The 25,044-nt window shown below is 72.5% G+C and carries 24 protein-coding genes; 16 read left to right on the top strand and 8 right to left on the bottom strand.

What is annotated here, in order from left to right; all coding sequences use genetic code 11:
- Positions 1-9: 9 nt before the first annotated feature.
- Both ACZ7LY_RS08085 and ACZ7LY_RS08080 read left to right on the top strand, forming a co-directional pair.
- A complete protein-coding gene (locus ACZ7LY_RS08085) occupies positions 10-765 on the top strand; it encodes an SDR family NAD(P)-dependent oxidoreductase (protein ID WP_471623675.1) in 756 nt (251 codons plus the stop codon).
- On the top strand, positions 762-959 hold the full coding sequence (locus ACZ7LY_RS08080; protein WP_471623674.1) for a hypothetical protein: 198 nt from the start codon (positions 762-764) through the stop codon (positions 957-959). Before ACZ7LY_RS08085 ends, ACZ7LY_RS08080 begins: the two co-directional genes overlap by 4 nt.
- A gap of 15 nt (positions 960-974) precedes the next feature.
- Here the strand turns inward: ACZ7LY_RS08080 and ACZ7LY_RS08075 are convergent, their stop codons facing one another.
- Positions 975-1,808 carry a DUF6597 domain-containing transcriptional factor gene (locus ACZ7LY_RS08075; RefSeq protein ID WP_471623673.1) on the bottom strand — a complete coding sequence of 278 codons (834 nt, stop codon included), beginning with the start codon at positions 1,806-1,808 and terminating at the stop codon, positions 975-977.
- 79 nt (positions 1,809-1,887) lie between these two features.
- Between ACZ7LY_RS08075 and ACZ7LY_RS08070 the strand changes: the two genes are divergently transcribed.
- From ACZ7LY_RS08070 to ACZ7LY_RS08060, 3 genes are all read left to right on the top strand, one after another.
- Positions 1,888-2,478, top strand: coding sequence for a TIGR03086 family metal-binding protein (locus ACZ7LY_RS08070; RefSeq protein ID WP_471623672.1), 591 nt, complete (start codon positions 1,888-1,890; stop codon positions 2,476-2,478).
- A 165-nt stretch (positions 2,479-2,643) separates the two neighbouring features.
- Positions 2,644-3,735 (top strand): LLM class flavin-dependent oxidoreductase, encoded by a 1,092-nt coding sequence (locus tag ACZ7LY_RS08065; protein WP_471623851.1) that lies wholly within the window; start codon positions 2,644-2,646, stop codon positions 3,733-3,735.
- Entirely contained in the window at positions 3,732-4,424 is a 693-nt protein-coding gene (locus tag ACZ7LY_RS08060; RefSeq protein ID WP_471623671.1) for a CE1759 family FMN reductase, read from the top strand. Before ACZ7LY_RS08065 ends, ACZ7LY_RS08060 begins: the two co-directional genes overlap by 4 nt.
- A 137-nt stretch (positions 4,425-4,561) precedes the next feature.
- On the opposite strand, the gene ACZ7LY_RS08055 is transcribed toward ACZ7LY_RS08060, so the two are convergent.
- Positions 4,562-6,262 carry a hypothetical protein gene (locus ACZ7LY_RS08055; RefSeq protein ID WP_471623670.1) on the bottom strand — a complete coding sequence of 567 codons (1,701 nt, stop codon included), beginning with the start codon at positions 6,260-6,262 and terminating at the stop codon, positions 4,562-4,564.
- Positions 6,263-6,338: 76 nt separating this feature from the next.
- Positions 6,339-7,646 carry a glycosyltransferase family 4 protein gene (locus ACZ7LY_RS08050; protein ID WP_471623669.1) on the bottom strand — a complete coding sequence of 436 codons (1,308 nt, stop codon included), beginning with the start codon at positions 7,644-7,646 and terminating at the stop codon, positions 6,339-6,341.
- A gap of 247 nt (positions 7,647-7,893) precedes the next feature.
- Here ACZ7LY_RS08050 and ACZ7LY_RS08045 point away from each other — a divergent pair, with 247 nt between their 5' ends.
- Together ACZ7LY_RS08045 and ACZ7LY_RS08040 are read left to right on the top strand one after the other, a co-directional pair.
- Positions 7,894-8,577: a response regulator transcription factor gene (locus tag ACZ7LY_RS08045; protein ID WP_471623850.1), complete on the top strand. Its 684-nt coding sequence runs from the start codon at positions 7,894-7,896 to the stop codon at positions 8,575-8,577.
- Positions 8,574-10,091, top strand: coding sequence for a sensor histidine kinase (locus ACZ7LY_RS08040; RefSeq protein ID WP_471623668.1), 1,518 nt, complete (start codon positions 8,574-8,576; stop codon positions 10,089-10,091). The genes ACZ7LY_RS08045 and ACZ7LY_RS08040 overlap by 4 nt, the downstream gene beginning before the upstream one ends.
- A gap of 124 nt (positions 10,092-10,215) precedes the next feature.
- On the opposite strand, the gene ACZ7LY_RS08035 is transcribed toward ACZ7LY_RS08040, so the two are convergent.
- Positions 10,216-10,794: a hypothetical protein gene (locus ACZ7LY_RS08035; protein WP_471623667.1), complete on the bottom strand. Its 579-nt coding sequence runs from the start codon at positions 10,792-10,794 to the stop codon at positions 10,216-10,218.
- 246 nt (positions 10,795-11,040) lie between these two features.
- Between ACZ7LY_RS08035 and hemL the strand changes: the two genes are divergently transcribed.
- The 7 genes from hemL to ccsB all read left to right on the top strand — a co-directional run bounded on the left by hemL (position 11,041) and on the right by ccsB (position 18,797).
- Positions 11,041-12,366 (top strand): glutamate-1-semialdehyde 2,1-aminomutase, encoded by a 1,326-nt coding sequence (gene hemL, locus ACZ7LY_RS08030; protein ID WP_471623666.1) that lies wholly within the window; start codon positions 11,041-11,043, stop codon positions 12,364-12,366.
- Positions 12,363-13,076: a histidine phosphatase family protein gene (locus ACZ7LY_RS08025; RefSeq protein ID WP_471623665.1), complete on the top strand. Its 714-nt coding sequence runs from the start codon at positions 12,363-12,365 to the stop codon at positions 13,074-13,076. The genes hemL and ACZ7LY_RS08025 overlap by 4 nt, the downstream gene beginning before the upstream one ends.
- Positions 13,077-13,254: 178 nt before the next feature.
- Positions 13,255-14,532, top strand: coding sequence for a polysaccharide deacetylase family protein (locus ACZ7LY_RS08020; protein WP_471623664.1), 1,278 nt, complete (start codon positions 13,255-13,257; stop codon positions 14,530-14,532).
- A gap of 66 nt (positions 14,533-14,598) precedes the next feature.
- A complete protein-coding gene (locus ACZ7LY_RS08015; RefSeq protein ID WP_471623663.1) occupies positions 14,599-15,222 on the top strand; it encodes a TlpA family protein disulfide reductase in 624 nt (207 codons plus the stop codon).
- Positions 15,223-15,228: 6 nt separating this feature from the next.
- The gene (locus ACZ7LY_RS08010; protein ID WP_471623662.1) at positions 15,229-15,993 is read left to right on the top strand and encodes a cytochrome c biogenesis CcdA family protein; all 765 of its coding nucleotides are present in this window, start codon (positions 15,229-15,231) and stop codon (positions 15,991-15,993) included.
- A gap of 3 nt (positions 15,994-15,996) precedes the next feature.
- A complete protein-coding gene (resB, locus tag ACZ7LY_RS08005; RefSeq protein ID WP_471623661.1) occupies positions 15,997-17,709 on the top strand; it encodes a cytochrome c biogenesis protein ResB in 1,713 nt (570 codons plus the stop codon).
- A complete protein-coding gene (gene ccsB / locus ACZ7LY_RS08000) occupies positions 17,706-18,797 on the top strand; it encodes a c-type cytochrome biogenesis protein CcsB (RefSeq protein WP_471623660.1) in 1,092 nt (363 codons plus the stop codon). Before resB ends, ccsB begins: the two co-directional genes overlap by 4 nt.
- Before the next feature lie 33 nt (positions 18,798-18,830).
- On the opposite strand, the gene ACZ7LY_RS07995 is transcribed toward ccsB, so the two are convergent.
- From ACZ7LY_RS07995 to ACZ7LY_RS07980, 4 genes are all read right to left on the bottom strand, one after another.
- Positions 18,831-19,424 carry a TetR/AcrR family transcriptional regulator gene (locus ACZ7LY_RS07995; protein WP_471623659.1) on the bottom strand — a complete coding sequence of 198 codons (594 nt, stop codon included), beginning with the start codon at positions 19,422-19,424 and terminating at the stop codon, positions 18,831-18,833.
- A 189-nt stretch (positions 19,425-19,613) separates the two neighbouring features.
- Entirely contained in the window at positions 19,614-20,063 is a 450-nt protein-coding gene (locus ACZ7LY_RS07990; RefSeq protein ID WP_471623658.1) for a nucleoside deaminase, read from the bottom strand.
- Positions 20,064-20,091: 28 nt separating this feature from the next.
- Entirely contained in the window at positions 20,092-21,507 is a 1,416-nt protein-coding gene (locus ACZ7LY_RS07985; protein ID WP_471623657.1) for a purine-cytosine permease family protein, read from the bottom strand.
- Positions 21,508-21,666: 159 nt separating this feature from the next.
- Positions 21,667-22,056 (bottom strand): PLD nuclease N-terminal domain-containing protein, encoded by a 390-nt coding sequence (locus tag ACZ7LY_RS07980; protein WP_471623656.1) that lies wholly within the window; start codon positions 22,054-22,056, stop codon positions 21,667-21,669.
- A gap of 88 nt (positions 22,057-22,144) precedes the next feature.
- Between ACZ7LY_RS07980 and ACZ7LY_RS07975 the strand changes: the two genes are divergently transcribed.
- Together ACZ7LY_RS07975 and mqnP are read left to right on the top strand one after the other, a co-directional pair.
- Entirely contained in the window at positions 22,145-23,596 is a 1,452-nt protein-coding gene (locus tag ACZ7LY_RS07975) for a menaquinone biosynthesis decarboxylase (RefSeq protein ID WP_471623655.1), read from the top strand.
- The gene (gene mqnP / locus ACZ7LY_RS07970) at positions 23,593-24,495 is read left to right on the top strand and encodes a menaquinone biosynthesis prenyltransferase MqnP (RefSeq protein ID WP_471623654.1); all 903 of its coding nucleotides are present in this window, start codon (positions 23,593-23,595) and stop codon (positions 24,493-24,495) included. Before ACZ7LY_RS07975 ends, mqnP begins: the two co-directional genes overlap by 4 nt.
- Positions 24,496-25,044: the final 549 nt, after the last annotated feature.

Here is a 25,044-nt window from a genome sequence, read left to right as displayed (position 1 = left end):
AGTGAGGGCATGACCAGTCGGATCGCCGTAGTCACCGGCGCCAGCAGCGGCATCGGCGCCGCCACCGCCCACACCCTCGCGGCCCAGGGCTACCGCGTCGTCCTGACCGCCCGCCGCAAGGACCGCATCGAGTCCGTCGCCGAGGAGATCACCAAGGCCGGGCACGACGCCGTCGCGTACCCCCTCGACATCACGGACCGCGCGGCCGTGGACGAGTTCGCCACGGCGTTCAAGACCATCGGCGTCCTCGTGAACAACGCCGGCGGAGCCCTCGGCGCCGACCCCGTGGCCACCGGCGACCCCGAGCACTGGCGCCGGATGTACGAGACGAACGTCATCGGCACGCTGAACATGACGCAGGCCCTGCTCCCCGCGCTGACCGCGAGCGGCGACGGCACGGTCGTCGTGCTGTCCTCGACGGCGGGCCACGGCACGTACGAGGGCGGCGGCGGTTACGTGGCCGCCAAGCACGCCGAGCACGTCCTCGCGGAGACGCTGCGCCTGGAGATCGTGGGCGCGCCCGTGCGGGTGATCGAGGTCGCGCCGGGGATGGTGAAGACGGACGAGTTCGCGCTGACCCGCTTCGGCGGCGACGAGGCCAGGGCCGCCAAGGTCTACGAGGGCGTCGCCGAGCCGCTCACCGCGCAGGACGTCGCGGACACGATCGGCTGGGCGGTGTCCCGCCCGCCGCACGTCAACATCGACCTGCTGGTCGTCCGCCCCCGCGCCCAGGCGTCGAACACGAAGGTGCACCGGGAACGGTGAGCGCGGACGCAGGCACCGGCGCGGGCCAGGACGTGCCCGACCCGCTGGAGGTGCTCCAGCGGGAGTACGACGCGCGCCGCCTCGCCGAGGAGAAGCGCGGCGAGCGGTACATGTGGTGGTACCTGGCGTACTTCCTCTTCGGCATCCACCTCGTCGCGTTCGTCATGATCTTCGCCATGTCCCACGGCTCCTGAGCCCCGCTCGGCGGCTCAGCTCGCGCCGCCCGCCGCGGCCGCCGCGTACGCCGTGGGGGAGACGCCTACCGTCGCCGTGAAGTCCCGTACGAGATGGGCCTGGTCCGCGTAGCCGAGGTCGGCGGCGAGGGCGGCCCAGTCGACGCGGGAGCGGTGCGCGGCGGTCTCCAGCGCCTCATGGATGCGGTGGCGCAGGATGCACCACTTGGGGCTGACGCCCACATACCCCGCGAAGAGGCGCTGGAGCGAGCGCGGGGTGAGGCCCGCCGCGTCCGCGAGGTCGGCGACCCGGCGGATGCCGCGCTCCTCGCGGAACCGCGCGGCGAGCGCGCACGCGAGCGCGACCTGCGGGTCCGGCGCCGGGGGCAGCAGCGGCAGCAGATACGCGTCGAGGGCGGCGACCCGCTCGGCGTCGGCGGCCGGGGTGACGACGGCGCCCGGGTCGGTGGGCGGGAAGACCTCCGCGTACGGCAGGATCCGGCCGGTCCACGCGGCGACCGGCTCCCCCGGCGCGAACGGGCGGAACGCGCCGGGCCGGAACTTCACCCCGCACACCCGCCCGCGCCCGCCGATCTTGCGGACGTAGAGACCGGGCGCGTACACCCCCGTCAGTTCGCCGTAGGGCGGCCCGTCGTCCTCGTCCCACTGGAAGGTGAGGTGGACGGAGGGGTGGGGCAGAACCGTGGACGCGTACGGCTGGGGGAGGTCCCAGTCGATCAGCCAGTAGTGCTCGACGTACGGGCGCAGCGGCGCGGCCGGGGCCAGGCGGCGCAGGCGCACACGGGTGAGGAGCGTGGCGGGGTCGACGATGCCCCGCGTGTCACCGTCCGGTGTCCTCGGCTGGTCCATGCGGCGATCGTAAGTCGGGCCACTGACATCGTCGCGTTTGTTCAAGAGGGCCGGGGGCGGATCTGCGTACGGTCGCCTCATGGATACGCGAGAGCAGCGCACGTACGGGATCGGGGAGCTGATGCGGGCGGCGGCCGAGCGGGCCGTGCCGGTCGTCGGCGGGATCGGCGACGACGCCCTGGACGCTCCCACGCCGTGTGCGCGGTACGACGTGAAGGCACTGGTCAACCATCTGCTGAAGGTGGTGGTGGAGTTCCAGAAGCTGGCGGTGAAGCAGGACTCCGACTTCTCCTCTGCGCCCGATTTCGTGGGGGAGGGGCCGGGCTGGCGGGAGCGGTTCGCCAAGGAGACGGACGCGCTGGTCGCCGCCTGGTCCGCGCCGGGCGCCGAGGAGGGCACCACGGGCACGATGAACATGCCGGCGCGGCTGGTCGGCGGGATGGCCCTGCTGGACCTGACCGTGCACGCGTGGGATCTGGCGCGGGCCACGGGCCAGGAGTACACGCCGGCGCCGGAGGCGGTCGCGGAGCTGACCGGGACGGTCGCCACGCTGGCGCCGACCGCGCGGGCGACGGGCGTGTTCGGGGAGCCGGTGGCGGTGGACGCGGACGCGTCGGAGTTCACCCGGCTGCTCGCGGCGACCGGCCGCGACCCGCACGCGGGGCGCTGAGGCGCGCCGCGGAGGTCCCGGCCCGGGCGCGCTGAGGGGCCCCGGCCGGGGCGGGGGCGAGGGGCGCTGGCCCGGCCGGGGCGGCGGGGGCGGGGAATAGCGGGTGGCGGGTCACCGTTCTGTGGGTATAGTTGAAGCGTCAACAACCTGCGGAAGGTGAGCAGCATGCAGTTCGGGATCTTCTCCGTCGGCGACGTCACCGTCGACCCGACCACCGGGCGGGCGCCGAGCGAGCACGAGCGCATCAAGGCCATGCTCGCCATCGCGCAGAAGGCCGAGGAGGTCGGGCTCGACGTCTTCGCCACCGGCGAGCACCACAACCCGCCGTTCGTCCCGTCCTCGCCGACGACCATGCTCGGCTACGTCGCGGCCCGGACCGAGAACCTGATCCTGTCCACGTCGACCACGCTGATCACGACGAACGACCCGGTGAAGATCGCCGAGGACTTCGCGATGCTCCAGCACGTCGCCGACGGCCGCGTGGACGTCATGATGGGCCGCGGCAACACCGGCCCGGTCTACCCCTGGTTCGGCAAGGACATCCGCGACGGCATCGACCTCGCCATCGAGAACTACGCGCTGCTGCGCCGCCTGTGGGACGAGGACGTCGTCACCTGGAAGGGCAAGTTCCGTACGCCCCTCCAGTCGTTCACGGCGACCCCGCGCCCGCTCGACGGTGTCGCGCCGTTCGTCTGGCACGGCTCGATCCGCTCCCCGGAGATCGCCGAGCAGGCCGCGTACTACGGCGACGGCTTCTTCCACAACAACATCTTCTGGCCCGCGAGCCACACCAAGCAGATGGTGAACCTGTACCGCCAGCGCTACGCCCACTATGGGCACGGCACTCCGGAGCAGGCCATCGTCGGCCTCGGCGGCCAGGTGTTCATGCGCAAGAACTCGCAGGACGCGGTGCGCGAGTTCCGCCCGTACTTCGACAACGCGCCGGTCTACGGCCACGGCCCCTCCCTGGAGGAGTTCACCAGCCAGACCCCGCTGACCGTCGGCTCCCCGCAGGAGGTCATCGAGCGGACCCTGTCGTTCCGCGAGTACGTCGGTGACTACCAGCGCCAGTTGTTCCTGATGGACCACGCGGGCCTGCCGCTCAAGACCGTCCTGGAACAGCTCGACCTGCTCGGCGAGGAAGTCGTGCCGGTGCTGCGCAAGGAGTTCGCGAACCTCCGTCCGGCGAACGTGCCGGACGCCCCCACCCACGCCGCCCGTGTCGCGGCCAAGCAGCAGGAGGCGAAGCAGGCATGAAGCTCGTCGTCGTGTCGGCCGGGCTCAGCTCCCCGTCGTCCACCCGGCTGCTCGCCGACCGGCTCGCCGCCGCGACCACCGAGCGGGCCGCGGCCGACGTCCAGGTGATCGAGCTGCGGGACCTGGCCACGGAGATCGCCCAGCACTTCGTCACCGGCTTCCCCGGGGCCCGGCTGGCCGCCGCGCTCGACGCGGTGGCCGCCGCCGACGGCCTGATCGCGGTGACCCCGGTGTTCGCGGCCTCCTACAGCGGCCTGTTCAAGTCGTTCTTCGACGTCATCGACAAGGACGCCCTGACCGGCAAGCCCGTCCTCGTCGGCGCCACCGGCGGCACGGCCCGGCACTCGCTGGTCACGGAGCACGCGCTGCGCCCGCTGTTCACGTACCTGCGCGCCTTCGTCCTGCCGACGGCCGTGTACGCGGCCTCCGAGGACTGGGGCGACGAGGGCCTGGAGGGCCGGATCGCCCGCGCCGGCGCCGAACTGGCCCGCTTCCTGGCCCCGGCCGGGCAGGCGCCGGACGGCGAGGCGGGCACCGGTGCACCGGGCGCCCCGGACGCTCCGGACGTGGACACCGCCGCCGCCATCGCGCCCCGCTCCCTGCACGGCGCGGTGACCTCGGTGGACCCCGGCGACGGCTTCCAGGTCGTCCCGTTCGCGCAGCAGCTCGCGGCGCTGCGCGTGGAGTAGGGGCGGCGGGTAGGGGGCGCGTAGAGGTCGCGTACGAGGCGGGCGGGCAGCGGTCGCGTACAAGGCGGGCGGAAGCGGCAGGAAGCCGAGTCCGCCCGCCTTCGGCTGCCGCCCGCTTTCAGCGTCCGCGCCCGCCCTCAGGGGCCCGGCAGTCGCTGGCCGGCGGGCTGTGGCGCCTTCCACGCGGTCATGCCGCCGGTGCCCGGCAGCTCGTAGGGCGTCCAGTGCCGGGCGTACGCGGGCGGACGCGACCCGGGCGAGGTGAGCAGCGCCGTCTGCTCGTGCCGGGCGCGGTGCAGCAGCCCGGCCCGTGACGCCGAGCGGTTGTTGCCCGACGTCTCCTCGGCCGCGCAGCCCGCCGCGTACCCCACGGGCAGCGCCAGCGGACCGCTCAGGACGCACGGCGGGGCCACGCCCATCGCGCGCAGGCCCCGCGCGGCGGCCGTGTAACGGGCGTTGGACGCGGCCGTCGAGTCGGTCGCCCCGCCCAGCACCGCGAGCTGGCTGCCGAGCTGGAGCGCCACCAGCGCGAGCCCCGCGCACGCCAGCGGACGCGGGGCGCGCATCCGGCGCAGCAGATACGCCACCGCGAGGGCGAGCAGCGCGTACGAGGGAAGCAGGAAGCGCGGCGCCGAGTACCCGATGAGCAGCAGATACGGCACGCTCAGCGACAGCGCGCACCCCACGGGCAGCGCGATCGACAGCGTCCTGCGCTCGCGCACCGCGATCCACACGGCGGCGGCGGCGAGCACCGGCAGCAGCAGCCACCACAGCGACAGCCAGGGCTGGCCGGGGGCGCCGGAGGTGCAGGGGCGGCACAGCAGGGGGCCGTTCAGGGCCCGCCAGGCGGTGCCGACGTTGAGGTGCAGGCCCATGTCGCCCTCGGTGGCGCTGGAGACCCGCAGCCGTTCGGGGACGCCGCCCCAGCGCGCGTACGCCTCCACGACCCACTGCGCGAGCCCGGCGACCAGGCCCGCCGCGAGCCACGGCAGCAGCCGGCGGCGCGCGACGAGGGCGACGGCGCCCAGCGGCAGCCCGAGCCAGGCCGCGTCCGGCGCCCGGAACAGCGCGACGGCCGCCAGGCACAGGGCGAGCGGCAGCCCGCGCCCGCGCAGGAACCAGCCGACCGCGCCGACCGCGCCGAACGCCACCCACAGATTGGGCATGGCCATGGCGCCGGACAGTTCGGTGATCCACAGCCCGCCGAACAGCAGGGCCGCGCACGCCGACGTACGGGCCCCGACGACGGGCCACCAGACGCGGAACGCGGCGTACAGGGCCGCCGCCGACAGCAGCGCCAGCGCCACCCGCAGCGCGAGCGGCGAACCGGTCACCGCGAGGAAGGGCGCCACCAGCAGGCTCGTCCCGCGCGAGCGCGGCGCGCTGAAGAACAGGGTGGGCCGGTGCGGATCGTACTGGGAGGCGTACACCGACTCGTCCCAGCCGAGGCCGTACCGCAGCCCGGGGACCACGACGGCGAGCTGCACCAGCAGATAGAGGACGGCGACGACGGCCGTCCAGTCCACCGCGCGCAGCCGGCGGACCGCCTGCCCGGACGCGCCCGGCGCGCCGGCCGGACGGGCGGGGCGGCGCGCGGCGGACGTGCCCGAGGCGGCTGCGTGCGACGCGGCTGTGCCCGAGGCGGCCGTGCGAGCAGCGGACGTGCGCGAGGCGAACGTGTACGAGGCAGCCGTGCGGAACGCGGCCGTACGCGGGGGCGCCGCGGCGAGCGCGAGGGCCGCGCCGGGGGCGCGGGCGGGGACGCGGGCGCGGGTGGGGGCGGGACGGGAGGCGGGCCGCCACCGACTGAACAGACCCGCCTCCCGCCCCTCAGGCACCCGCCGCCACCACCGGGATCCGGGGGCCGTGAACCCCGGTGGCGCGGCGGGCGGTCCGATGGGCGCCGGGCGCCGCCTAAGGAAGACGGGGCCGCGCGGTGCCATGGCTGGGCCGGGCTCGGCTGTCATGCGGGCTCTTCCCCGGCCCGCCGGGCAGCGCCGCGCGCACGGCGCGGGCCTTGCGGCGGGCCCAGTTGGCGCAGCGGGCGCGCAGCCGCAGCCAGTCACGGCGGCGGCGGGTGGCCCGCAGCTCGGTGATGAGCGTCTCGTAGCGGGCCACGATCGGCTCCGGGTCGTAGCGGTGCGCGGAGGCGAGGGCCGCGCGGCCCATCTCCGTACGCGCGGCCGGGTCCTCGATCAGCGCGACCATCGCCTCGGCCAGCGCGCGGGAGTCACCGAGGGGCACCAGACGGCCGTCGACGCCGTCCGTGATGATCTCCGCCGGGCCCAGCGGGGCGTCGGTGCTGACCACCGGCACCCCGCAGCGCATCGCCTCGGCGAGCGTCATCCCGAACGACTCCGCGTCCGACGCCGACACCACCAGCGACGCCCGCGCGAACTCCGGCTCGATCGGCGACACCGCGCCCATCAGCCGCGCCCGGCCCACGAGGCCCAGGCCCGCGATGAGGTCGCGCAGCCGCTCCTCCTGCGTACCGCCGCCGTAGATCCGCAGCTCCCAGTCCGGCTCCTTCGCCGAGACCGCCGCGAACGCCTCAAGGAGCAGGTCGTAGCGCTTGCCCGGGGCCAGCCGGCCGGCCGCCGCGATGATCTTCGAGGAGCCGTCGGAGGGCGTGACGCCGGGCTGCGGCACGATGTTCGGCACCGACAGGACCCGTACGCCGGGCAGCGGCATCCGGGCCCGGTACACGGCGGCGTCCGCCTGCGTCATCGTCACGACCGCGTCCAGCGCCCGGTAGTGCCGGGCGAGCTGCGCGCGCAGCTTCTTGCTGTGGGCGTCGTGCCGCAGGTGCTCCTGGGCGATGCGCAGCGCGCGGCGCGGCCCCCACAGGGACAGATAGACGTTGATGCCGGGACGGGTGCCGATCACCACGTCCGCGTCGCACCGCTGGGTCAGGTACTCCCGCACGCGCATATCGTGCAGCAGCGTGTACTGCTTGTAGCGCTTCTCCGCGTCGGGAAAGTCGCGCGAGGGCTGCGCGTACGCCGGGTAGCGGCTGTCCGCGCCGCCCTCCCTGGTGTCGACGAGCGGCACCAGGGTGATGCGCGGGTCGACCGCGAAGCGGGGCCGCTCGCGGTGCCGCGACATCGACACGATCTCCACCTCGTGCCCGCCGTGCTCGACGAGCGCGGACGCGAGGTTGAGCGTGGTGCGCACCGTGCCGCCGATGGCGTACACGTTGTGCAACAGGAACACGATCTTCATGCGTAGTGCCTTCCCCGGCCGGCGCCCGGCCGGGCCCTCGGCATCGCTCCATCTCGCTCGATATCCGGGGACAGCCTGCGCGGGGCAGGTAAGCCGCTGGTCCGCAGCGGGTGAGAGGCCGGTAAGAAGCCATTTGGCGGACGCCTGATCGAGCGATGCGGCCGGGCGGTCGGGGCACACTGGCAGCGTGTCCCAATCCGTACCCGTCGCAGCCGCCGCCGCTACCCCCGCCCGTCCCGCCCCCACCGTGCTGCTCGCCGAGGACGACCGCGCGATCCGCCACGCCCTGGAGAGGGCGCTCACGCTGGAGGGCTATGTCGTCACCGCCGTCGCCGACGGCGTCGAGGCGCTGGCCGCCGCGCACCGCGCCCGGCCCGACATCCTCGTCCTCGACGTGATGATGCCGGGCATCGACGGCCTCCAGGTGTGCCGGGTGCTGCGCGCCGAGGGCGACCGTACGCCGATCCTGATGCTGACGGCGCTGGTGGAGACGCCGGACCGGATCGCCGGCCTGGACGCGGGCGCCGACGACTACGTGGTCAAGCCGTTCGACGTCGAGGAGGTCTTCGCCCGGCTGCGCGCCCTGCTGCGCCGCACCGCGCCCGCCGAGGGCGCCGAGGAGCCCGACGACCACCAGGTCACCGCCGCCGACCTGCGCATCGACCCGCAGGCCCGGCGCGCCTGGCGCGGCAGCCGCGAGCTGGAACTGACCCGCACCGAGTTCGACCTGCTGGAACTGCTCGCCCGTAACAGCGGCATCGTCCTCGACCACGCCACGATCTACGACCGCATCTGGGGCTACGACTTCGGGCCCGGCTCCAAGAACCTCGCGGTGTACGTCGGCTATCTGCGCCGCAAGGTCGACGAGCCGTCCGGCACGCCCCTCATCCACACCGTGCGGGGCGTCGGCTACGTCCTGCGCGAGGGATGAGGAGCGCGGACGGCCCCCGCAGCACGCCCGAGGGCGGCCGTCGCACCCCGGGCCGCCACGGACTCCCGAGCCTCCACGGTCTCCAGGGGCTCCACGGCCTGCACGGGCTGCCGCGCGGTCCGCGCAGCCTGCGCACCAAGTTCGCGCTGTCCTTCGCCGCGGTCGCGGCCGGTGTCACCGCGCTCGTCGGCTTCCTCTCGTACGACTCGGCGGCCCGCCTGGTCCGCGTCGACCAGCAGGCCGTGTTCGGCGAGGTCGTCCACGATCTGCGCCAGCAGGTCCACGACGAGAAACTGAGCCCCGCCGACTTCACCTCCGGCGACCCCGACCACGACGGGCCGCGCGACGACCTGACGCGGCCCGCCGGCACCGTCGTGCAGATCCTCGGCCCGCACGGCGCGGTCGTCGACCGGGGCGAGCCGCGGTTGCCCGTCGACGACGAGGCCCGCAGCGTCGCCGACGCGCGCGGCGCGGGCACCCTCGACGAGAGCGACGACGTGGAGATCGGCGGCGACGTGTACCGCATGGCGACGGTCGCGCTCGGCGACGGGCGCGGGGCGGTGCAGGTCGCGCAGGAGTTCAGCGACACCGAGGACCTGCTGCGCGAACTCCAGCGCCGTACGCTCCTGTACGCGGCGGCCGTCGTCCTCGGCGCGGGCCTGTTCGGCTGGTGGCTCGCCCGGCGCATCACCTCCCGCCTCGTCCGGCTCGCGGGCTCCGCCGAGCGCGTCGCCTCCACCGGGCGCCTCGACGTGGCGGTGCCGGTCGCGGGCGGCGACGAGGTCGGCAGCCTCGGCCGGTCCTTCGACCGGATGCTGGGCCGCCTCGCCCGCTCCGTGGAGGACCAGCGCCGGCTCGTGCAGGACGCGGGCCACGAACTGCGTACGCCCCTGACCTCGCTGCGGACCAACATCTCGCTGCTGCGCCGGATCGAGGAACTGCCGCCGGCCGCCCGCGAGGAACTGGTCGCCGATCTCGCCGAGGAGTCCCGCGAGCTGACCGACCTCGTCAACGAACTGGTCGAACTGGCCGCGGGCAAGGAGGACGACGAGCCGGCCGTCGAGGTGGCGCTCGCGGAGACCGCCGAGGACGTGGCGACGCTGGCCCGCCGCCGCACCGGCCGCACCGTCACCGTGCGCACCGAGGGCGACACGACGATCCTCGGCCGTCCGGCGCAGCTCCAGCGGGCGCTGTCCAACCTCGTGGAGAACGCGGCGAAGTTCGACACGGAGGCGAGCGCCCCCATCGAGATCACCGTGGCCCGCACCCCGGCGGGCGTCCGCGTCGCGGTCCTCGACCGGGGGCCCGGCATCGACGCCGACGACACCGACCGCGTCTTCGACCGCTTCTACCGCGCTCCGGCCGCCCGCAGCCTCCCCGGCTCGGGCCTCGGCCTCTCCATCGTCCGCGAGGTAGCCACGACCCACGGCGGCGCCCCCTTCGCCACCCCCCGCCCCGGCGGCGGAGCCGTCATCGGCTTCACCGTCAAGGGGACGACGGGGGAGGAGGACTGACGCGGGCTCAGGAAGCCGGGGGCCCGGGCGGGGATGCCGCCAGAGGGTCCCGTCAAGGGCCCGTCAGAGGGGCGTCAGCGGATCACGGCCCCGCCAGGCACCCTCACGGCCACGCGAGCCACCCTCACGGCCACACCAGGCAATACGCCTGATGTCCCGCCTCATGCAGCCGGTGGCTGAAGTCCTGCCACTCGTGCAGGAGCTGGTAGACGTTGAACGCGTCGCGCGGGCCGCCCCGGTCGGGGACCGTGGACCAGATGAAGGCGGCGGCGCCCACCGCCTCCTCGCCGATGCCGCGCAGCGGGTCGACGACGGTCATGGGGAGTTTGACGACGGCGTAGTCGGGGTGGAGGACGACCAGTTCCAGCGGGGGCACCTTGTGCAGGGGTACGCCCTCGATGCCGGTGAGGACCATCGCGGCCATCGTCTCCGGCTTGATCTTGGTGAACATGCCGCCCATGCCCAGCTCGTCCCCGCCCAGCTCCTCGGGCCGCATCGAGATCGGGACCCGGGCCGCCGTCGCCCCGTTGGGCGCGCCGAAGTACTTGTAGGTCACCCCCACCCGGCCACCATTCCCGCTCCCCGTCGCCCTCTGGGTCCGTGCCGCCTCGTCATGGCCGTCGCGCCGGTGCCTCCCCCGCCGGGCACGCCGGGGGCCCAGGTCGCCGGTCCCCTCGCCCAGTCCGCCGCCACCGCGATGCATATCTCCACCCGACTGCTGTTCTCAGGGCGCAACGCCCTTTTCATAGGCCGCACGACCGCCCACGCGCAACCCGATCATCGTGTCAATGACCTCCCCCACGGCCACCCGCCGAAACGTACGGCGGGGCACCGGCGCGCGCGAGCCTCCCCCGAGGCCCCGGGCCCCGAGGGGTGCTGACAGCCAGAGTCTAGGCGGACACGGGTCCGTGCGGAGGGGGCGAAGGGGACGGGCCGTACGCTGAGAGGCATGGCAGAGGCGAACAACACCCCCTATCCGTATGAGGCACCCGTTTCGCAGGGACTCTTCGACCGCGCGGCGGCCGTCACGCCGGGTGGCGTGAATTCCCCGGTGCGCGCGTTCCGCGCCGTGGGCGGTACGCCCCGTTTCATGGTGTCCGGCACCGGTCCGTACCTCACGGACGCGGACGGGCGCGAGTACGTGGACCTCGTGTGCTCGTGGGGGCCGATGATCCTCGGCCATTCCCACCCCGAGGTCCTCGCGGCCGTGCAGGACGCCGTCGCGCGCGGCACGTCCTTCGGCACGCCCGGCGAGGGCGAGGTCGCGCTCGCCGAGGAGATCGTCGCCCGGGTCGCCCCCGTCGAGCAGGTCCGCCTGGTCTCGTCCGGCACCGAGGCCACCATGTCCGCGATCCGCCTCGCGCGCGGCTTCACCGGCCGGGCCAAGGTGATCAAGTTCGCCGGCTGCTACCACGGCCACGTCGACGCGCTGCTCGCCGCCGCGGGCTCGGGCCTCGCCACGTTCGGCCTGCCCGACACCCCGGGCGTCACGGGCGCGCAGGCCGGCGACACGATCGTGCTGCCGTACAACGACATCGAGGCGGTCCGCGCCGCGTTCGCCGCCCACCCGGGCGAGATCGCCTGCGTGATCACCGAGGCGTCCCCGGGGAACATGGGCGTGGTCCCGCCCCGCGACGGCTTCAACGCCGGGCTCAAGGCGGCCTGCCAGGAGAACGGCGCGCTGTACATCTCCGACGAGGTCATGACCGGTTTCCGTACGTCGAAGGCCGGCTGGTTCGGCGTCGACGGCGTGGTGCCGGACCTGATGACGTTCGGCAAGGTCATGGGCGGCGGCTTCCCGGCGGCGGCGTTCGGCGGCCGAGCCGACGTCATGGCCCACCTCGCCCCGGCCGGCCCGGTCTACCAGGCCGGCACGCTCTCCGGTAACCCGGTCGCCACCGCCGCCGGCCTCGCCCAGCTCCGCCTGCTCGACGACGCGGCGTACGCGAAGGTCGACGCGGTCAGCGAGCAGCTGCGCACGCTGGTCACGGAGGCGCTCACCAAGGAGGGCGTCGAGCACCGGCTGCAGAACGCCTCCAACATGTTCTCGGTGTTCTTCACGCCGGACGAGGTGCGCGACTACGACGACGCGAAGGCGCAGGAGTCCTTCCGCTTCACGGCGTTCTTCCACGCGATGCTCGCGCAGGGCGTCTACCTGCCGCCGTCGGCGTTCGAGTCCTGGTTCGTGTCGACCGCGCACGACGACCGCGCCGTCGAGCGGATCGCCGCCGCGCTGCCCGCCGCCGCCCGCGCCGCCGCGGAGGCCACGGCATGAGCGAGCCGCAGACCCCCGAAAAGCCCGTGAAGGGCGAGGACGACATCACCGTCGTGCACCTGATGCGCCACGGCGAGGTCCACAACCCCGACGGCATCCTGTACGGGCGGCTGCCCGACTACCACCTGTCGGATCTCGGCCGCCGGATGGCCGACCGGGTCGCCGAGCATCTGGCGCCGCGCGACATCACGTACGTGGTGGCCTCGCCGCTGGAGCGGGCGCAGGAGACGGCGACGCCGATCGCCAAGGCGCACGGACTCGACCTCGGCTCGGACGAGCGCCTGATCGAGGCGGGCAACGTCTTCCAGGGCAAGACCTTCGGCGTCGGCGACGGCGCGCTGCGCAAGCCGGACAACTGGAAGCACCTCGTCAACCCGTTCAAGCCGTCCTGGGGCGAGCCGTACGTGGACCAGGTCGTGCGCATGATGGGCGCCCTGGACGCCGCCAAGGACGCGGCGCGCGGCCACGAGGCGGTGTGCGTCAGCCACCAGCTCCCCATCTGGATCGTGCGCAGTTACGTGGAGCGCCGCCGGCTGTGGCACGACCCGCGCAAGCGGCAGTGCACGCTGGCCTCGCTGACGTCGTTCACGTACCGCGGCGACAAGATCGTGTCGGTGGGGTACTCGGAGCCGGCCCGCGATCTGGTCCCCGCGCATCTCCTCGCGGGCGCCAAGCCGGTGAAGGGGAAGGCGAAGGCGTTCGGCGCCTGAGCGGAGAGTAAGGGCCGCCCATAGCGGGCGGCCTTTACGCGCGCTTTTCGCAGTACGGACGCAAACCATCCCCCAAAACAACACAAATACGTCCGACTTATCGGAACCCGCGTGTTCGTCGCGCCCTCTAACGGGGTGCCCACCGTCAATGGGTACAGACGCGACGAATGGGGACGCTATGCGCGATGTCAGCCGAAGGGGACTTATCGGTCTGGGAGCGGGTGCGGCCGCAGCCGCCGCGCTCGCCGGCTGCGGCTCGGGCGGGACGGCGACGGTCTCCCCGGGCAAGCAGGACGGCTCCCGGTCGAGCACCCCCCGGCAGCCCGCGGGCAAGCCCATCGGCGACGGCTCGACCTCCTACACGGGCCGCCAGCCGCACCAGCCGGCCCCGCCGCGCAAGCTCGAACCAGGGGAGAAGCCACCCCAGTTCGTGATCTTCTCCTGGGACGGCGCCGGCGAAGTGGGCAACGGACTGTTTCCCCGCTTCCTCGACCTCGCGCGCGAGCACGGCGCCCATATGACGTTCTTCCTGTCGGGCCTGTATCTGCTCCCCGAGTCCAAGAAGCGCCTCTACCGCCCGCCGAACAACGCGGTGGGCGCCTCCGACATCGGCTATCTGACCGACGACCACATCAAGCAGACCCTGAAGTATGTGCGCCGCGCCTGGCTGGAGGGCCACGAGATCGGCACCCACTTCAACGGGCACTTCTGCTCCGGCTCCGGCACCGTCGCCCGCTGGACCCCCGCGCAGTGGCGCAGCGAGATCGACCAGGCGAAGTCCTTCGTGAAGAAGTGGCGTACGCACACGGGCTGGACGGACCTGCCCTCGCTGCCGTTCGACTACGACAAGGAACTCATCGGCGGGCGCACCCCCTGCCTGCTCGGGCAGAACAACCTGCTGCCCACCGCCCGCGACCTCGGCTGGCGCTACGACGCGTCCTCGCCCGGCGGCCGGCAGCGCTGGCCCGACAAGAGGATGGGGGTGTGGGACCTGCCGCTCCAGGCGATCCCCTTCCCCGGCCGCAGCTTCGAGGTCCTGTCGATGGACTACAACATGCTGGCCAACCAGTCGCACAACACCACCCGCGCCCCCGCCCACAACTACCCGGCCTGGCGCAAGCAGTCCGCGCAGGCGTACATCGCGGGCTTCAAGCGCGCCTACGAGACCAATCGCGCGCCCTTCTTCATCGGCAACCACTTCGAGCAGTGGAACGGCGGGATCTACATGGACTCCGTCGAGGAGGCGCTCAAGCACATCGCCGCCACCGCCGAGAAGCACAGTGACGTACGGCTGGTCTCGTTCCGCCAGTTCGTCGACTGGATGGACGCCCAGGACCCGCGGGTGCTGGACAAACTGCGCACTCTGGACGTCGGGCAGAAGCCCGCGGAGGGCTGGCGCGGCTTCCTCGGCGAGCGCCCCGCGCGCCGCGAGAAGTCCCGTACAAACCCCTCCTGAAATGGGCTTTTCCCCGCTCCAGGGGGGTGCGGAAGATCCCCTAAACAGACATGCGAAACTTTTCACATGAGTGCCGCCTGCCGCGCCCCCCGCACCGCCGCGACCACGCGCCGCCGCGCCGCCCAGCTGACCGTAGGAGCCGCCGCCCTGGCCCTCGCGCTGACGGCGTGCGGCTCCGGCGGCACCGACGGGGGCGGCAAGAACACCAACTTCGTGACCGGCTCCGGCGGCGTCGCCACCGTGCAGAAGGGCGAGCGGCACGACGCGCCCGACCTGACCGGCAAGGACCTGGAGGGCAAGCACATCGACCTCGCCTCCTACAAGGGCAAGGTCGTCGTCCTCAACGTGTGGGGCTCCTGGTGCCCGCCCTGCCGCGCCGAGGCGCCCAACTTCGTGAAGGTCGCCAAGGCCACCGAGAACAAGGGCGTCCAGTTCGTCGGCATCAACACGCGCGACACCAGCACCAGCCCGGCCAAGGAGTTCGAGCGCAGCTTCGGCGTCACGTACCCGAGCTTCTACGATCCGACGGGCAGGCTGCTCCTGAAGTTCGAGAAGGGCACGCTCAACCCGCAGGCCATCCCCTCCACGATCGTCGTGGACCGCGAGGGGAAGATCGCCGCGCGCTCCCTGAAGCCGCTCAGCGAGAAGAGTCTGCGGGACATGCTCGACCCGGTCGTCGCGGAGAAGTGAGCGACCGTGTCCGCCACGCTCGTCACCCTGGCCGCCGGTGACACCGTCACCAGCGGCGCCCTGATCCTCGCCGTCCCGATCGCCCTCCTCGGCGGCCTGGTCTCCTTCTTCTCGCCCTGCGTCCTGCCGCTCGTCCCCGGCTACCTCTCGTACGTGACCGGGATCACCGGCGCCGACCTCATGGAGCAGCGCCGGGGGCGGATGGCGGCGGGCGCGAGCCTGTTCGTCCTCGGCTTCACCGCCGTCTTCGTCTCCGGCGGCGCGCTGTTCGGCTACTTCGGGTCCACGCTCCTGGACCACCAGGACGCCCTGATCAAGGTCCTCGGCGTCCTCATGATCCTGATGGGCCTCTTCTTCCTCGGCCTGATGCCGTGGCTGACGCAGCGCGAGTTCCGCTTCCACAAGAAGCCGGTCGCCGGGCTCGCCGGGGCGCCCGTCCTCGGCGCCCTCTTCGGCATCGGCTGGACGCCCTGCATCGGCCCGACCCTCGCCTCGGTCAACGTCCTGGCCCTGAACGAGGGCAGCGCACTGCGCGGGGCCATACTGATGGTCGCGTACTGCTTCGGACTCGGCGTGCCCTTCGTGCTCGCCGCCATCGCCTTCCGCAAGGCGCTTGGCGCGTTCGGCTGGGTCAAGAAGCACTACACGTGGGTGATGCGCATCGGCGGCATCATGATGATCCTGACCGGGGTTCTGCTGCTCTCGGGTGCGTGGGACGCGCTCGTGGGCCAGATGCGGACCTGGTCCACCGGCTTCCAGGTGGGAATCTGATCCATGAGCACGAACAACCCCGGCCCTGACAGCCCGGAGACCACCGAGGCGGAGGCCGGCGCGCAACTGAGCACGGCCCCGGCCGAGGACACCTCGCCGACCATGCCGAGACTCGGGGTGATCGGCTGGGTCCGCTGGTTCTGGCGGCAGCTCACCTCGATGCGGGTCGCGCTGCTGCTGCTGTTCCTGCTCAGCCTCGGCGCGATCCCCGGCTCCCTCATCCCGCAGCAGGGCACCGACCCGCTCAAGGTCGACGACTTCCGCAAGGCGCACGACACGCTCGCGCCGGTCTACGACAAGCTCGGCCTCTTCCACGTCTACAGCTCGGTGTGGTTCTCCGCGATCTACATCCTGCTGTTCGTCTCCCTCATCGGCTGCATCGTGCCGCGCACCTGGCAGTTCGTCGGCCAGCTCCGCGGCCGCCCGCCCGGCGCCCCCCGCCGCCTGGACCGGCTGCCCGCGTACGCCACCTGGCGCACCGACGCCCAGCCGGAGCAGGTCCGCGAGGCGGCGCTCGCGCTGCTGAAGAAGCGCCGCTACCGCGCGCACACCGCCGGCACCGCGGTCGCCGCCGAGAAGGGCTATCTGCGCGAGGTCGGCAACCTCGCCTTCCACCTGGCGCTGATCGTCATGCTGATCGCGTTCGCGTGGGGCCAGCTGTTCAAGTTCGAGGGCGGCAAGCTCGTCGTCGAGGGCGACGGCTTCGCCAACACGCTCACGCAGTACGACGACTTCAAGTCCGGCAGCCTCTTCGACAGCGACCGCGACCTGACCCCGTTCGCGTTCACGCTGGACAAGTTCACGGCGACGTACGCGCGGACCGGCCCGGAGAAGGGCACCCCGCGCACCTTCCGCGCCGACGTCACCTACAGCCAGGGCGCCGACGGCACGAGCAAGAAGACGTCCATCCAGTCCAACCACCCGCTGGACATCGACGGCACCAAGATCTTCCTCAACGGCCACGGCTACGCGGTCAACGTCACCGTCCGGGACGGCAAGGGCAAGGTCGTCTCCCAGCAGGCCGTGCCGATGCTGCCGCTGGACGCGAACATCTCCTCGCAGGGCGCCATCAAGGTGATGGACGGCTACCGCGACGCGAAGGGCGCCAAGGAGCAGCTCGGGTTCAACGCCTGGTTCGTGCCGACGTTCGCGGGCGCGGGCAAGGGCACGATGTTCTCCCAGTTCCCGGCGCTCGACTTCCCCGTCCTCGCGCTGAACGCGCTCCACGGCGACCTCGGCGTCGACGCGGGCCTGCCGCAGAACGTGTACCAGCTCGACACCACCCACATGAAGGCGTTCAAGGACGCCAAGGGCAAGCCGCTCAAGGCGCGGCTGCTGCCGGGCGAGACGATGAAGCTGCCGAACGGGGCGGGCTCCATCACGTTCGACAAGGACATCAAGGAATGGGTCACGTTCCAGATCTCCCACCAGCCCGGTGACGGCTGGGCCCTCGCCGGCGCGCTCGCCGCGATCCTCGGCCTGGCCGGCTCGCTGTTCATCCAGCGCCGCCGCGTGTGGGTGCGGGCCGTCGAGGGCCCGGACGGCGTGACCGTCGTCGAGATGGCCGGCCTCGGCCGCAGCGAGTCCGCGAAGCTCCCCGAGGAGCTGGGCGACCTCGTCGGACTGCTCCACGCCCGGGCGCCCAGCGCCACCGAAGACTCCCCGACCTCCGAACAGACCACCGCAGTACCTGCCGCCGAAGGGGCTGAGAAGTGAATCTCGCCGCCGCAACCAATGAGAACCTGGCGCACACCAGCAACGTCCTCATCTACTCGTCCATGGCCGTGTACCTGCTGGCGTTCTTCGCCAACATGGCCGAGTGGATCTTCGGCAGCCGCAGCAAGGTCGGCCGTACCGCCGCCGCGCTGACCGGCACGGCGGCCGGGGCCCCCGCCGCCGCGGGCGTGAAGGTCCAGGTCAAGCAGAAGAACGGCGGCACGGCCGTCCTGGACCGCCCCGAGGTCGTCACCCGCGCCGCCGCCGGCGCCCGTGACGTGCCGGACGGGCCCGGCGCCGCCGCCGGCGACGAGCAGGGCGACCTGTACGGCCGGGTCGCGGTGTCGCTGACCGCGCTCGCCTTCCTGGTCGAGCTGGCCGGCGTGGTCGCCCGCGCCCTTTCGGTGGAGCGCGCGCCGTGGGGCAACATGTACGAGTTCAGCATCACGTTCTCCACGGTCGCGGTCGGCGTCTACCTCGTCCTGCTCGCCCTGAAGAAGAACGTCCGCTGGCTCGGCCTGCCGCTGGTCACCACGGTCCTGCTCGACCTCGGCCTCGCCGTCACCGTCCTGTACACCGCCTCCGACCAGCTCGTCCCCGCGCTGCACTCGTACTGGCTGTACATCCACGTCTCCACCGCCATCTTCTGCGGCGCGGTCTTCTACGTGGGCGCGGTCGGCACGATCCTCTACCTGTTCAAGGACAGCTACGAGAGCAAGCTGGCGAACGGCGGCAAGCCCGGCAAGTTCGCCACCTCCGTCATGGAGCGGCTGCCCGCCTCGCAGTCCCTGGACAAGTTCTCCTACCGCGTCAACGCGGCGGTCTTCCCGCTGTGGACGTTCACGATCATCGCGGGCGCGATCTGGGCGGGCGACGCGTGGGGCCGCTACTGGGGCTGGGACCCCAAGGAGACCTGGTCGTTCATCACGTGGGTCGCCTACGCCTGCTATCTGCACGCCCGCGCCACCGCCGGCTGGAAGGGCCGCAAGGCCGCCTACCTGGCGCTCATCGCGTTCGCCTGCTGGATCTTCAACTACTACGGCGTCAACATCTTCGTCACCGGCAAGCACTCCTACGCCGGCGTCTGAGACCCCGTACGACCGCCTTCGCCGGGCCGGGGCTCAGGGCGCGAGCGCCCGCCAGATCCGGTCCGGCAGCAGCCGCTCGGCCTCGTCGAGGTCGAGCCCGGTGCCGCCCGCCAGCCACGCGCGGGCGGCGGCCGTGACCGGGCCGAGGACCAGCGCCTCCACCAGCGGCGCGGGCAGCGGTGCGACGGCGCCGCGCTCGATGTGCCCGGCGAGCCAGGCCGCCAGCGGCGTCAGCCGGGCCTCCTGGGCGTCCCGCAGCTCCCGGGCCCGCGTCATCGCCAACCGGTCCGCGTACGCGGAGTGCAGGAGACGCGCGGCGTGGGGATGGTCGCGCACGAACCCCAGATACGACACGACGACGGCCCGCACTCCGGTGCGGGCCGTTCGCGCGCGGGCCAGCGCCCCGCCGACCTCGTCGAGGAGCCGGCCGAGCCAGCGCAGCAGCAGGGCGTCCATCAGGCCGTCGACGCTGCCGTAGTGGTGGTAGAGGCTGCCGAGGCTCACCCCGCTCGCCCGGGTCAGGGCCTGGACGGTGACGCCCTGCTCGCCGGCGTCGGCGTAGACGTGGAGGGCGGCGTCCAGAAGACGCTCCGCGGTCTCGGCGCCGCGCCGCTGCTTGGGGCTCATGTGGGGGCCAGCTTAGGGCCTGGCATACGGATCATGCCGGGTTCGCGGGACGGTTTCCGTAGTCACGTTCTAGAAAACAGTTCCATTACGCGGGGGCCTTGCGTCACACTGAACCGCGGGGGGCGGGCCGGGAGCCGCCGAGCGGTACGGGGGACCGCTCGACGGACCCGGCCCGGGGGCCGCCCCGGATCACTCGCCGATGTCCTCGTTCCACAGCTCGGGGCGGGCCGCGATGAACTCCTCCATCATCGACACGCACTCCGGATCGTCGAGCAGCGCGATCTCGACGCCGTGCTCGGCCAGCCAGTCGTGGCCGCCGTGGAAGGTGCGGGCCTCGCCGATGATCACGCGCGAGATGCCGAACTGCCGCACGAGCCCCGAGCAGTACCAGCAGGGGCTGAGCGTGGTCACCATCGTGGTGCCCTTGTACGAGCGCTGCCGCCCGGCCGCGCGGAACGCGTCGGTCTCCCCGTGCACCGACGGGTCGGCGTCCTGCACACGCCGGTTGTGGCCGCGCCCGAGGACGGTGCCGTCGGCGGAGTAGAGCGCGGCGCCGATCGGGATGCCGCCCTCGGAGAGGCCGGCCTTCGCCTCCTCGACGGCGGTGGCGAGCCAGGTGCGGGCGAGATCGAGATCCATGGGGGAAGGGCCTTTCCGGTCGGTGGGGTCAGCGGGGGTCGGCGGTCGGGGACGTACCGGCGCGGCGGCGGAGCAGCGCGTACACGGCGGCGCCGAGGACGAACCCGACCGGGCAGGTCAGGTCGCCGACGGCGGGCCAGGTGTGCGGCACCCAGCCCACGAAGACGGTCTGGTTGGAGAACAGCGGCACCGACACGGCCACCCCGACGAGCAGCGCGACCAGGCCCGCCCAGTTGGTGAACGTACGGTCCTGAAGCCGCGCGGCGAGCACGTCGTGGTCGCCGGTCCGCGACAGGTGCTCCATGAGCACGACACCGAGCCAGGGCGCGATCCAGTACGCGATGACCAGCAAGAAGTTCTCGAAGGCGTGGCCCGCGTCGGCGAGCGAGGCCCACCCGGCGGCCGTGCCGACCGCGCCGACGATCGCCACGAGCGTGGCACGGCCGAGCCACTTCGGCAGGGGCAGCGACAGCGCGGCGATGGAGACGGCCGCCGAGTACACGTTGAGGGTGGCGGCGGCCATCGCGCCGAGGATGATCGCCACGAGCGTCAGATGCCCGAGCCAGCCCGGCAACTGGCCGACGAACGCGTCCGTGGGGCTGGCGTCGGCGGGCGCGGCGAGCGTGCCGGACGCGGCGCCGATCACGGAGACCACCGCGACGGACACGAACAGGCCGAGGCCCGCGTACCAGGCGGTGGCGCGCGGCGGGGTGCCTGCGGGCAGATAGCGGGCGTAGTCGGCGGCGCACGGGTTCCAGCCCGCGGTGAAGCCGAAGCAGGCGCTGAACGCGAGCAGGAACCCGCCGAACCCGCCGCTCGCCGCCGCGCCCGACCCGGAGATGTCGGCACCCTTGAAGATCCACACCCCGGCGAGCAGGAAGATCACCGCGAGGACGGGGAACGCGTACTTCTCGAACCGGTGGACCAGGTCATGGCCCACGTACCCGATGACGATCTCCAGGACGACGAGGATCAGCAGGCTCGCCAGCGGCGGCAGCCCGGTCAGCGAGTTCAGGGCGAAGGCGCCGCCGACCGTGTTGACGGCGAACCAGCCGACACCGGCCACGAACGCGTTGACCCCGGACGGCAGCGCGCTGCCCCGGTGGCCGAAGGAGAGCCGCCCGATGACCATCTGCGGCACGCCGAAGCGCGGCCCGTCCGTGGACAGCACCCCGTGCGCCAGCGAGCCGAGACCGGCGCCCAGCACCAGCGCGGCCACCGCCTGCCAGAAGCTCAGGCCGAACGCGGAGACGGACAGCACCCCGATGAACAGGGTGGCGAAACCGACCTGCGGCGAGGCCCACGTCCACAGCAGCTGACGGGGGCTGCCGTGCCGCCGCCCGGGCGGTACGGGCTCCGCGCCGTGCTCCTCGACGGCGATCAGCTTCTCGGGTCCGGTGACGACATCGGGGGCGGGCACGGAGGGGTGCGGGGATCTGGACATGGGCCTTCACGGGGGCGGGGGCGCGGGGGAGCGCACGGGGGGAGGGCGCGTGGAAACGCTCCTACCAGTGTGCGCCACGCCCGCAGGTCAGCCCGCCGGGGGCCGGGATGGGCGCCGCGGCCGGGAAGGGCGCCGGGGGCCGGGGTGGGCGCCGCGGGGCTACTCGCCCTGCTGCTCGCCCTCGCGGCGGCGCAGTTCCTCCTCGCGGCGGCGCAGGTCCGCCTCCCAGTCCTTCAGGAGCGCCTCGTCCTTCTTGTGCTCCTCCTTGAGGGAGGCGAGGAACTCGGGGTTGTCGTCGGGCGCGACGAACCGCGTGCGGTGGTTGCGGTGCCACTCCGACGGCGTGGAGCCGCCCGCCGGGGCGTGCCGCTGCTTGCCCGCGACCAGCCAGGCGACCGGGCCGACCAGGACCTCGCCGAACAGCAGGATGATGATCACCCACACGACCTTCGGCAGGCCCCTGACCTCTTCCTCCGGCGTGTTCAGACAGTCGATGAACGCGTAGATCCACAGCGCCAGGACCAACAGGAACGGCAGGTAGCGCAGCATGGCTCGGCGATCCCCCAAGAAGCGGTGAGGGCCCGGCGCGGGCCCCCGGTGACCGGCTCAGGTTACTGGGTGCCGGATACTGGGACGCATGGCTTACGACGATCTTCGCTCCCTGCTCCGGGCGCTGGAGCGCGAGGGCGATCTCAAGCGCATCAAGGCCGAGGTCGACCCGTATCTGGAGGTCGGTGAGATCGTCGACCGTGTCAACAAGGCCGGCGGCCCCGCCCTCCTGTTCGAGAACGTCAAGGGCGCCGCGATGCCCCTGGCGATGAACGTGTACGGCACCGACCGCCGGCTCCTGAAGGCCCTCGGCCTGAAGTCGTACGGGGAGATCAGCGAGAAGATCGGCGGGCTGCTCAAGCCCGAGCTTCCGCACGGCTTCGTCGGCATGCGCGAGGCGTTCGGCAAGCTCGGCTCGATAGTCCACGTACCGCCGAAGAAGGTGAAGGACGCGCCGGTCCAGGAAGTGGTCCTCACCGGCGACGACGTGGACCTGGAGCAGCTTCCCGCGCTGTTCACCTGGCCCGAGGACGGCGGCTCGTTCTTCAACCTCGGGCTCACCCACACCAAGGACCCCGACACCGGCGTCCGCAACCTGGGCCTGTACCGCCTCCAGCGCCACGACAAGCGCACCATCGGCATGCACTGGCAGATCCACAAGGACAGCCGCAACCACTACCAGGTGGCCGCGCGGCGCGGCGAGAAGCTGCCCGTCGCCATCGCCTTCGGCTGCCCGCCCGCCGTGACGTACGCCTCGACCGCGCCGCTGCCCGGCGACATCGACGAGTACCTGCTCGCCGGGTTCCTCCAGGGCAAGCGGGTCGAGATGGTCGACTGCAAGACCGTGCCGCTCCAGGTCCCCGCGCAGGCCGAGGTCGTCATCGAGGGCTGGCTGGAGCCCGGCGAGATGCTGCCCGAGGGCCCGTTCGGCGACCACACCGGCTTCTACACCCCGCAGGAACCGTTCCCCGCGCTCACGATCGACTGCGTGACCATGCGGCGCCGGCCGCTGCTCCAGTCCATCGTCGTCGGCCGCCCGCCGACCGAGGACGGGCCGCTGGGCCGCGCCACCGAGCGGTTCTTCCTGCCGCTGCTCAAGGTGATCGTCCCCGACATCGTCGACTACCACCTGCCGGAGTCGGGCGGCTTCCACAACTGCGCGATCGTCTCCATCGACAAGAAGTACCCGAAGCACGCGCAGAAGGTCATGCACGCCATCTGGGGCGCCCACATGATGTCGCTGACCAAGCTGATCGTCGTCGTCGACTCCGATTGCGACGTGCACGATCTTCATGAAGTCTCGTGGCGCGCGCTCGGGAACACGGACTACGCCCGTGACCTGACCGTCGTCGAGGGACCCGTCGACCACCTCGACCACGCCTCCTACCAGCAGTTCTGGGGCGGCAAGGCCGGCATCGACGCGACGCGGAAGTGGCCCGAGGAGGGCTACACACGGGACGGCGGCTGGCCCGAGATGGTCGTCTCCGACCCCCGTACGGCGGCCCTCGTGGACCGCCGCTGGAAGGAGTACGGGCTGTGAGCGCAGCAGAGGGAGTCCTCCCGCAGCCGGGGCGGACCAAGGCGTTCCTGCGCCTGGTCATGATCGAGCACTCGGTGTTCGCGCTGCCCTTCGCGTACATCGCCGCGCTGACCGCGATGTACGAGTGGGACAAGAACATCCACTGGGGGCGGCTGCTCCTCGTGACGATCTGCATGGTGGGCCTGCGTACGTTCGCCATGGCCGCCAACCGGATCATCGACCGGGAGATCGACGCCCGTAACCCGCGCACCGCCCACCGGGAACTCGTCACCGGCGCGGTCTCCGTGAAGTCGGCGTGGACCGGGGCGCTCATCGCCCTGGTGATCTTCCTCGGCGCGGCGGCCCTGCTGAACCCGCTGTGCCTCGCGCTCGCGCCCATCGCGGTGATCCCGATGGTCGTCTACCCGTACGGCAAGCGGTTCACGAACTTCCCGCAGGCCATCCTCGGGCTCGCCCAGGCGATGGGGCCCATCGGGGCGTGGATCGCCATCACCGGTGAGTGGTCGTGGACGGCCGTCATCCTCGGGCTCGCGGTCGGCGTCTGGATCGGCGGGTTCGACCTCATCTACGCCTGCCAGGACGTGGAGACGGACCGGGAGGTCGGCGTGAAGTCGGTGCCGGCGCGGTTCGGGATTCCGGCGGCGATCTGGGGGGCGCGGGGCTGTCACGCGGTGACCACGGGGCTGTTCGTCTGGTACGCCCTCGCCACGGGCGCCGGGGTGTTCTTCTGGCTCGGGCTCGTCATTGTCGCCGGGGCGTTCTTGTACGAGCACGTGTTGGTGCGGCCGCATGATCTGTCCCGGCTGAACCGGGCGTTCTTCCAGGTCAACGGTTTCATCGGCATCGCGCTCTTCGTCTGCGCCCTGCTTGACCTCCTGGTCCGCGGCCTGACGCTTTAGCAGCGGGCGGCGGGTTTTTGGGCGGGGGAGCCGACCGGCTCGGGGAGCGGTAAGCGTGCGTGGCCACCTGCGGGTGAGCGGGGCTTCTCGCGCAGTTCCCCGCGCCCCTCACGGGGCTGCCACCTGGCGTTCTCGTTCACCTTTCGCCCGGTGGGGCCTGGTCGCGCAGTTCCCCGCGCCCCTTCGGGGCACGACCGTGCGTTGTTGTCTGCGGGTGCGTGGGGCTTCTCGCGCAGTTCCCCGCGCCCCTGAAGCATGCACTTCGTGCAGCTTCCCCTGGGAGGAAGCGGGGCTTCGCCCCTGCTTCCCCCGATGGAGGTGGCGACGCAGTCGCCCCTCCCGCACTCCCCGGGGGGAGGTGGCGACGTAGTCGCCCCTCCAGGGGCGCGGGGAACTGCGCGATCAGCCACGACGGACCGTCAGGCGAAGAACTCGCGGGTAGGCCCACTCACCTAGGGGCGCGGGGAACTGCGCGATCAGCCACGACGGACCGTCAGACGAAGAACTCGCGGGTAGGCCCACTCACCTAGGGGCGCGGGGAACTGCGCG

The organism is Streptomyces sp. NPDC107550 (assembly GCF_055639095.1).
This window is presented reverse-complemented; position numbering and strand designations above follow the sequence as displayed.

What these genes read in the sequence shown, in the direction of transcription:
- ACZ7LY_RS08085 (WP_471623675.1), top strand. Translation starts at nt 10, where the DNA reads ATGACCAGTCGGATCGCCGTAGTCACCGGCGCCAGCAGCGGCATCGGC.
- ACZ7LY_RS08075 (WP_471623673.1), bottom strand. Translation starts at nt 1,808, where the DNA reads ATGGACCAGCCGAGGACACCGGACGGTGACACGCGGGGCATCGTCGAC.
- ACZ7LY_RS08070 (WP_471623672.1), top strand. Translation starts at nt 1,888, where the DNA reads ATGGATACGCGAGAGCAGCGCACGTACGGGATCGGGGAGCTGATGCGG.
- ACZ7LY_RS08065 (WP_471623851.1), top strand. Translation starts at nt 2,644, where the DNA reads ATGCAGTTCGGGATCTTCTCCGTCGGCGACGTCACCGTCGACCCGACC.
- ACZ7LY_RS08060 (WP_471623671.1), top strand. Translation starts at nt 3,732, where the DNA reads ATGAAGCTCGTCGTCGTGTCGGCCGGGCTCAGCTCCCCGTCGTCCACC.
- ACZ7LY_RS08050 (WP_471623669.1), bottom strand. Translation starts at nt 7,646, where the DNA reads ATGAAGATCGTGTTCCTGTTGCACAACGTGTACGCCATCGGCGGCACG.
- ACZ7LY_RS08040 (WP_471623668.1), top strand. Translation starts at nt 8,574, where the DNA reads ATGAGGAGCGCGGACGGCCCCCGCAGCACGCCCGAGGGCGGCCGTCGC.
- ACZ7LY_RS08035 (WP_471623667.1), bottom strand. Translation starts at nt 10,794, where the DNA reads ATGCATCGCGGTGGCGGCGGACTGGGCGAGGGGACCGGCGACCTGGGC.
- hemL (WP_471623666.1), top strand. Translation starts at nt 11,041, where the DNA reads ATGGCAGAGGCGAACAACACCCCCTATCCGTATGAGGCACCCGTTTCG.
- ACZ7LY_RS08025 (WP_471623665.1), top strand. Translation starts at nt 12,363, where the DNA reads ATGAGCGAGCCGCAGACCCCCGAAAAGCCCGTGAAGGGCGAGGACGAC.
- ACZ7LY_RS08020 (WP_471623664.1), top strand. Translation starts at nt 13,255, where the DNA reads ATGCGCGATGTCAGCCGAAGGGGACTTATCGGTCTGGGAGCGGGTGCG.
- ACZ7LY_RS08015 (WP_471623663.1), top strand. Translation starts at nt 14,599, where the DNA reads ATGAGTGCCGCCTGCCGCGCCCCCCGCACCGCCGCGACCACGCGCCGC.
- resB (WP_471623661.1), top strand. Translation starts at nt 15,997, where the DNA reads ATGAGCACGAACAACCCCGGCCCTGACAGCCCGGAGACCACCGAGGCG.
- ACZ7LY_RS07995 (WP_471623659.1), bottom strand. Translation starts at nt 19,424, where the DNA reads ATGAGCCCCAAGCAGCGGCGCGGCGCCGAGACCGCGGAGCGTCTTCTG.
- ACZ7LY_RS07990 (WP_471623658.1), bottom strand. Translation starts at nt 20,063, where the DNA reads ATGGATCTCGATCTCGCCCGCACCTGGCTCGCCACCGCCGTCGAGGAG.
- ACZ7LY_RS07985 (WP_471623657.1), bottom strand. Translation starts at nt 21,507, where the DNA reads ATGTCCAGATCCCCGCACCCCTCCGTGCCCGCCCCCGATGTCGTCACC.
- ACZ7LY_RS07980 (WP_471623656.1), bottom strand. Translation starts at nt 22,056, where the DNA reads ATGCTGCGCTACCTGCCGTTCCTGTTGGTCCTGGCGCTGTGGATCTAC.
- ACZ7LY_RS07975 (WP_471623655.1), top strand. Translation starts at nt 22,145, where the DNA reads ATGGCTTACGACGATCTTCGCTCCCTGCTCCGGGCGCTGGAGCGCGAG.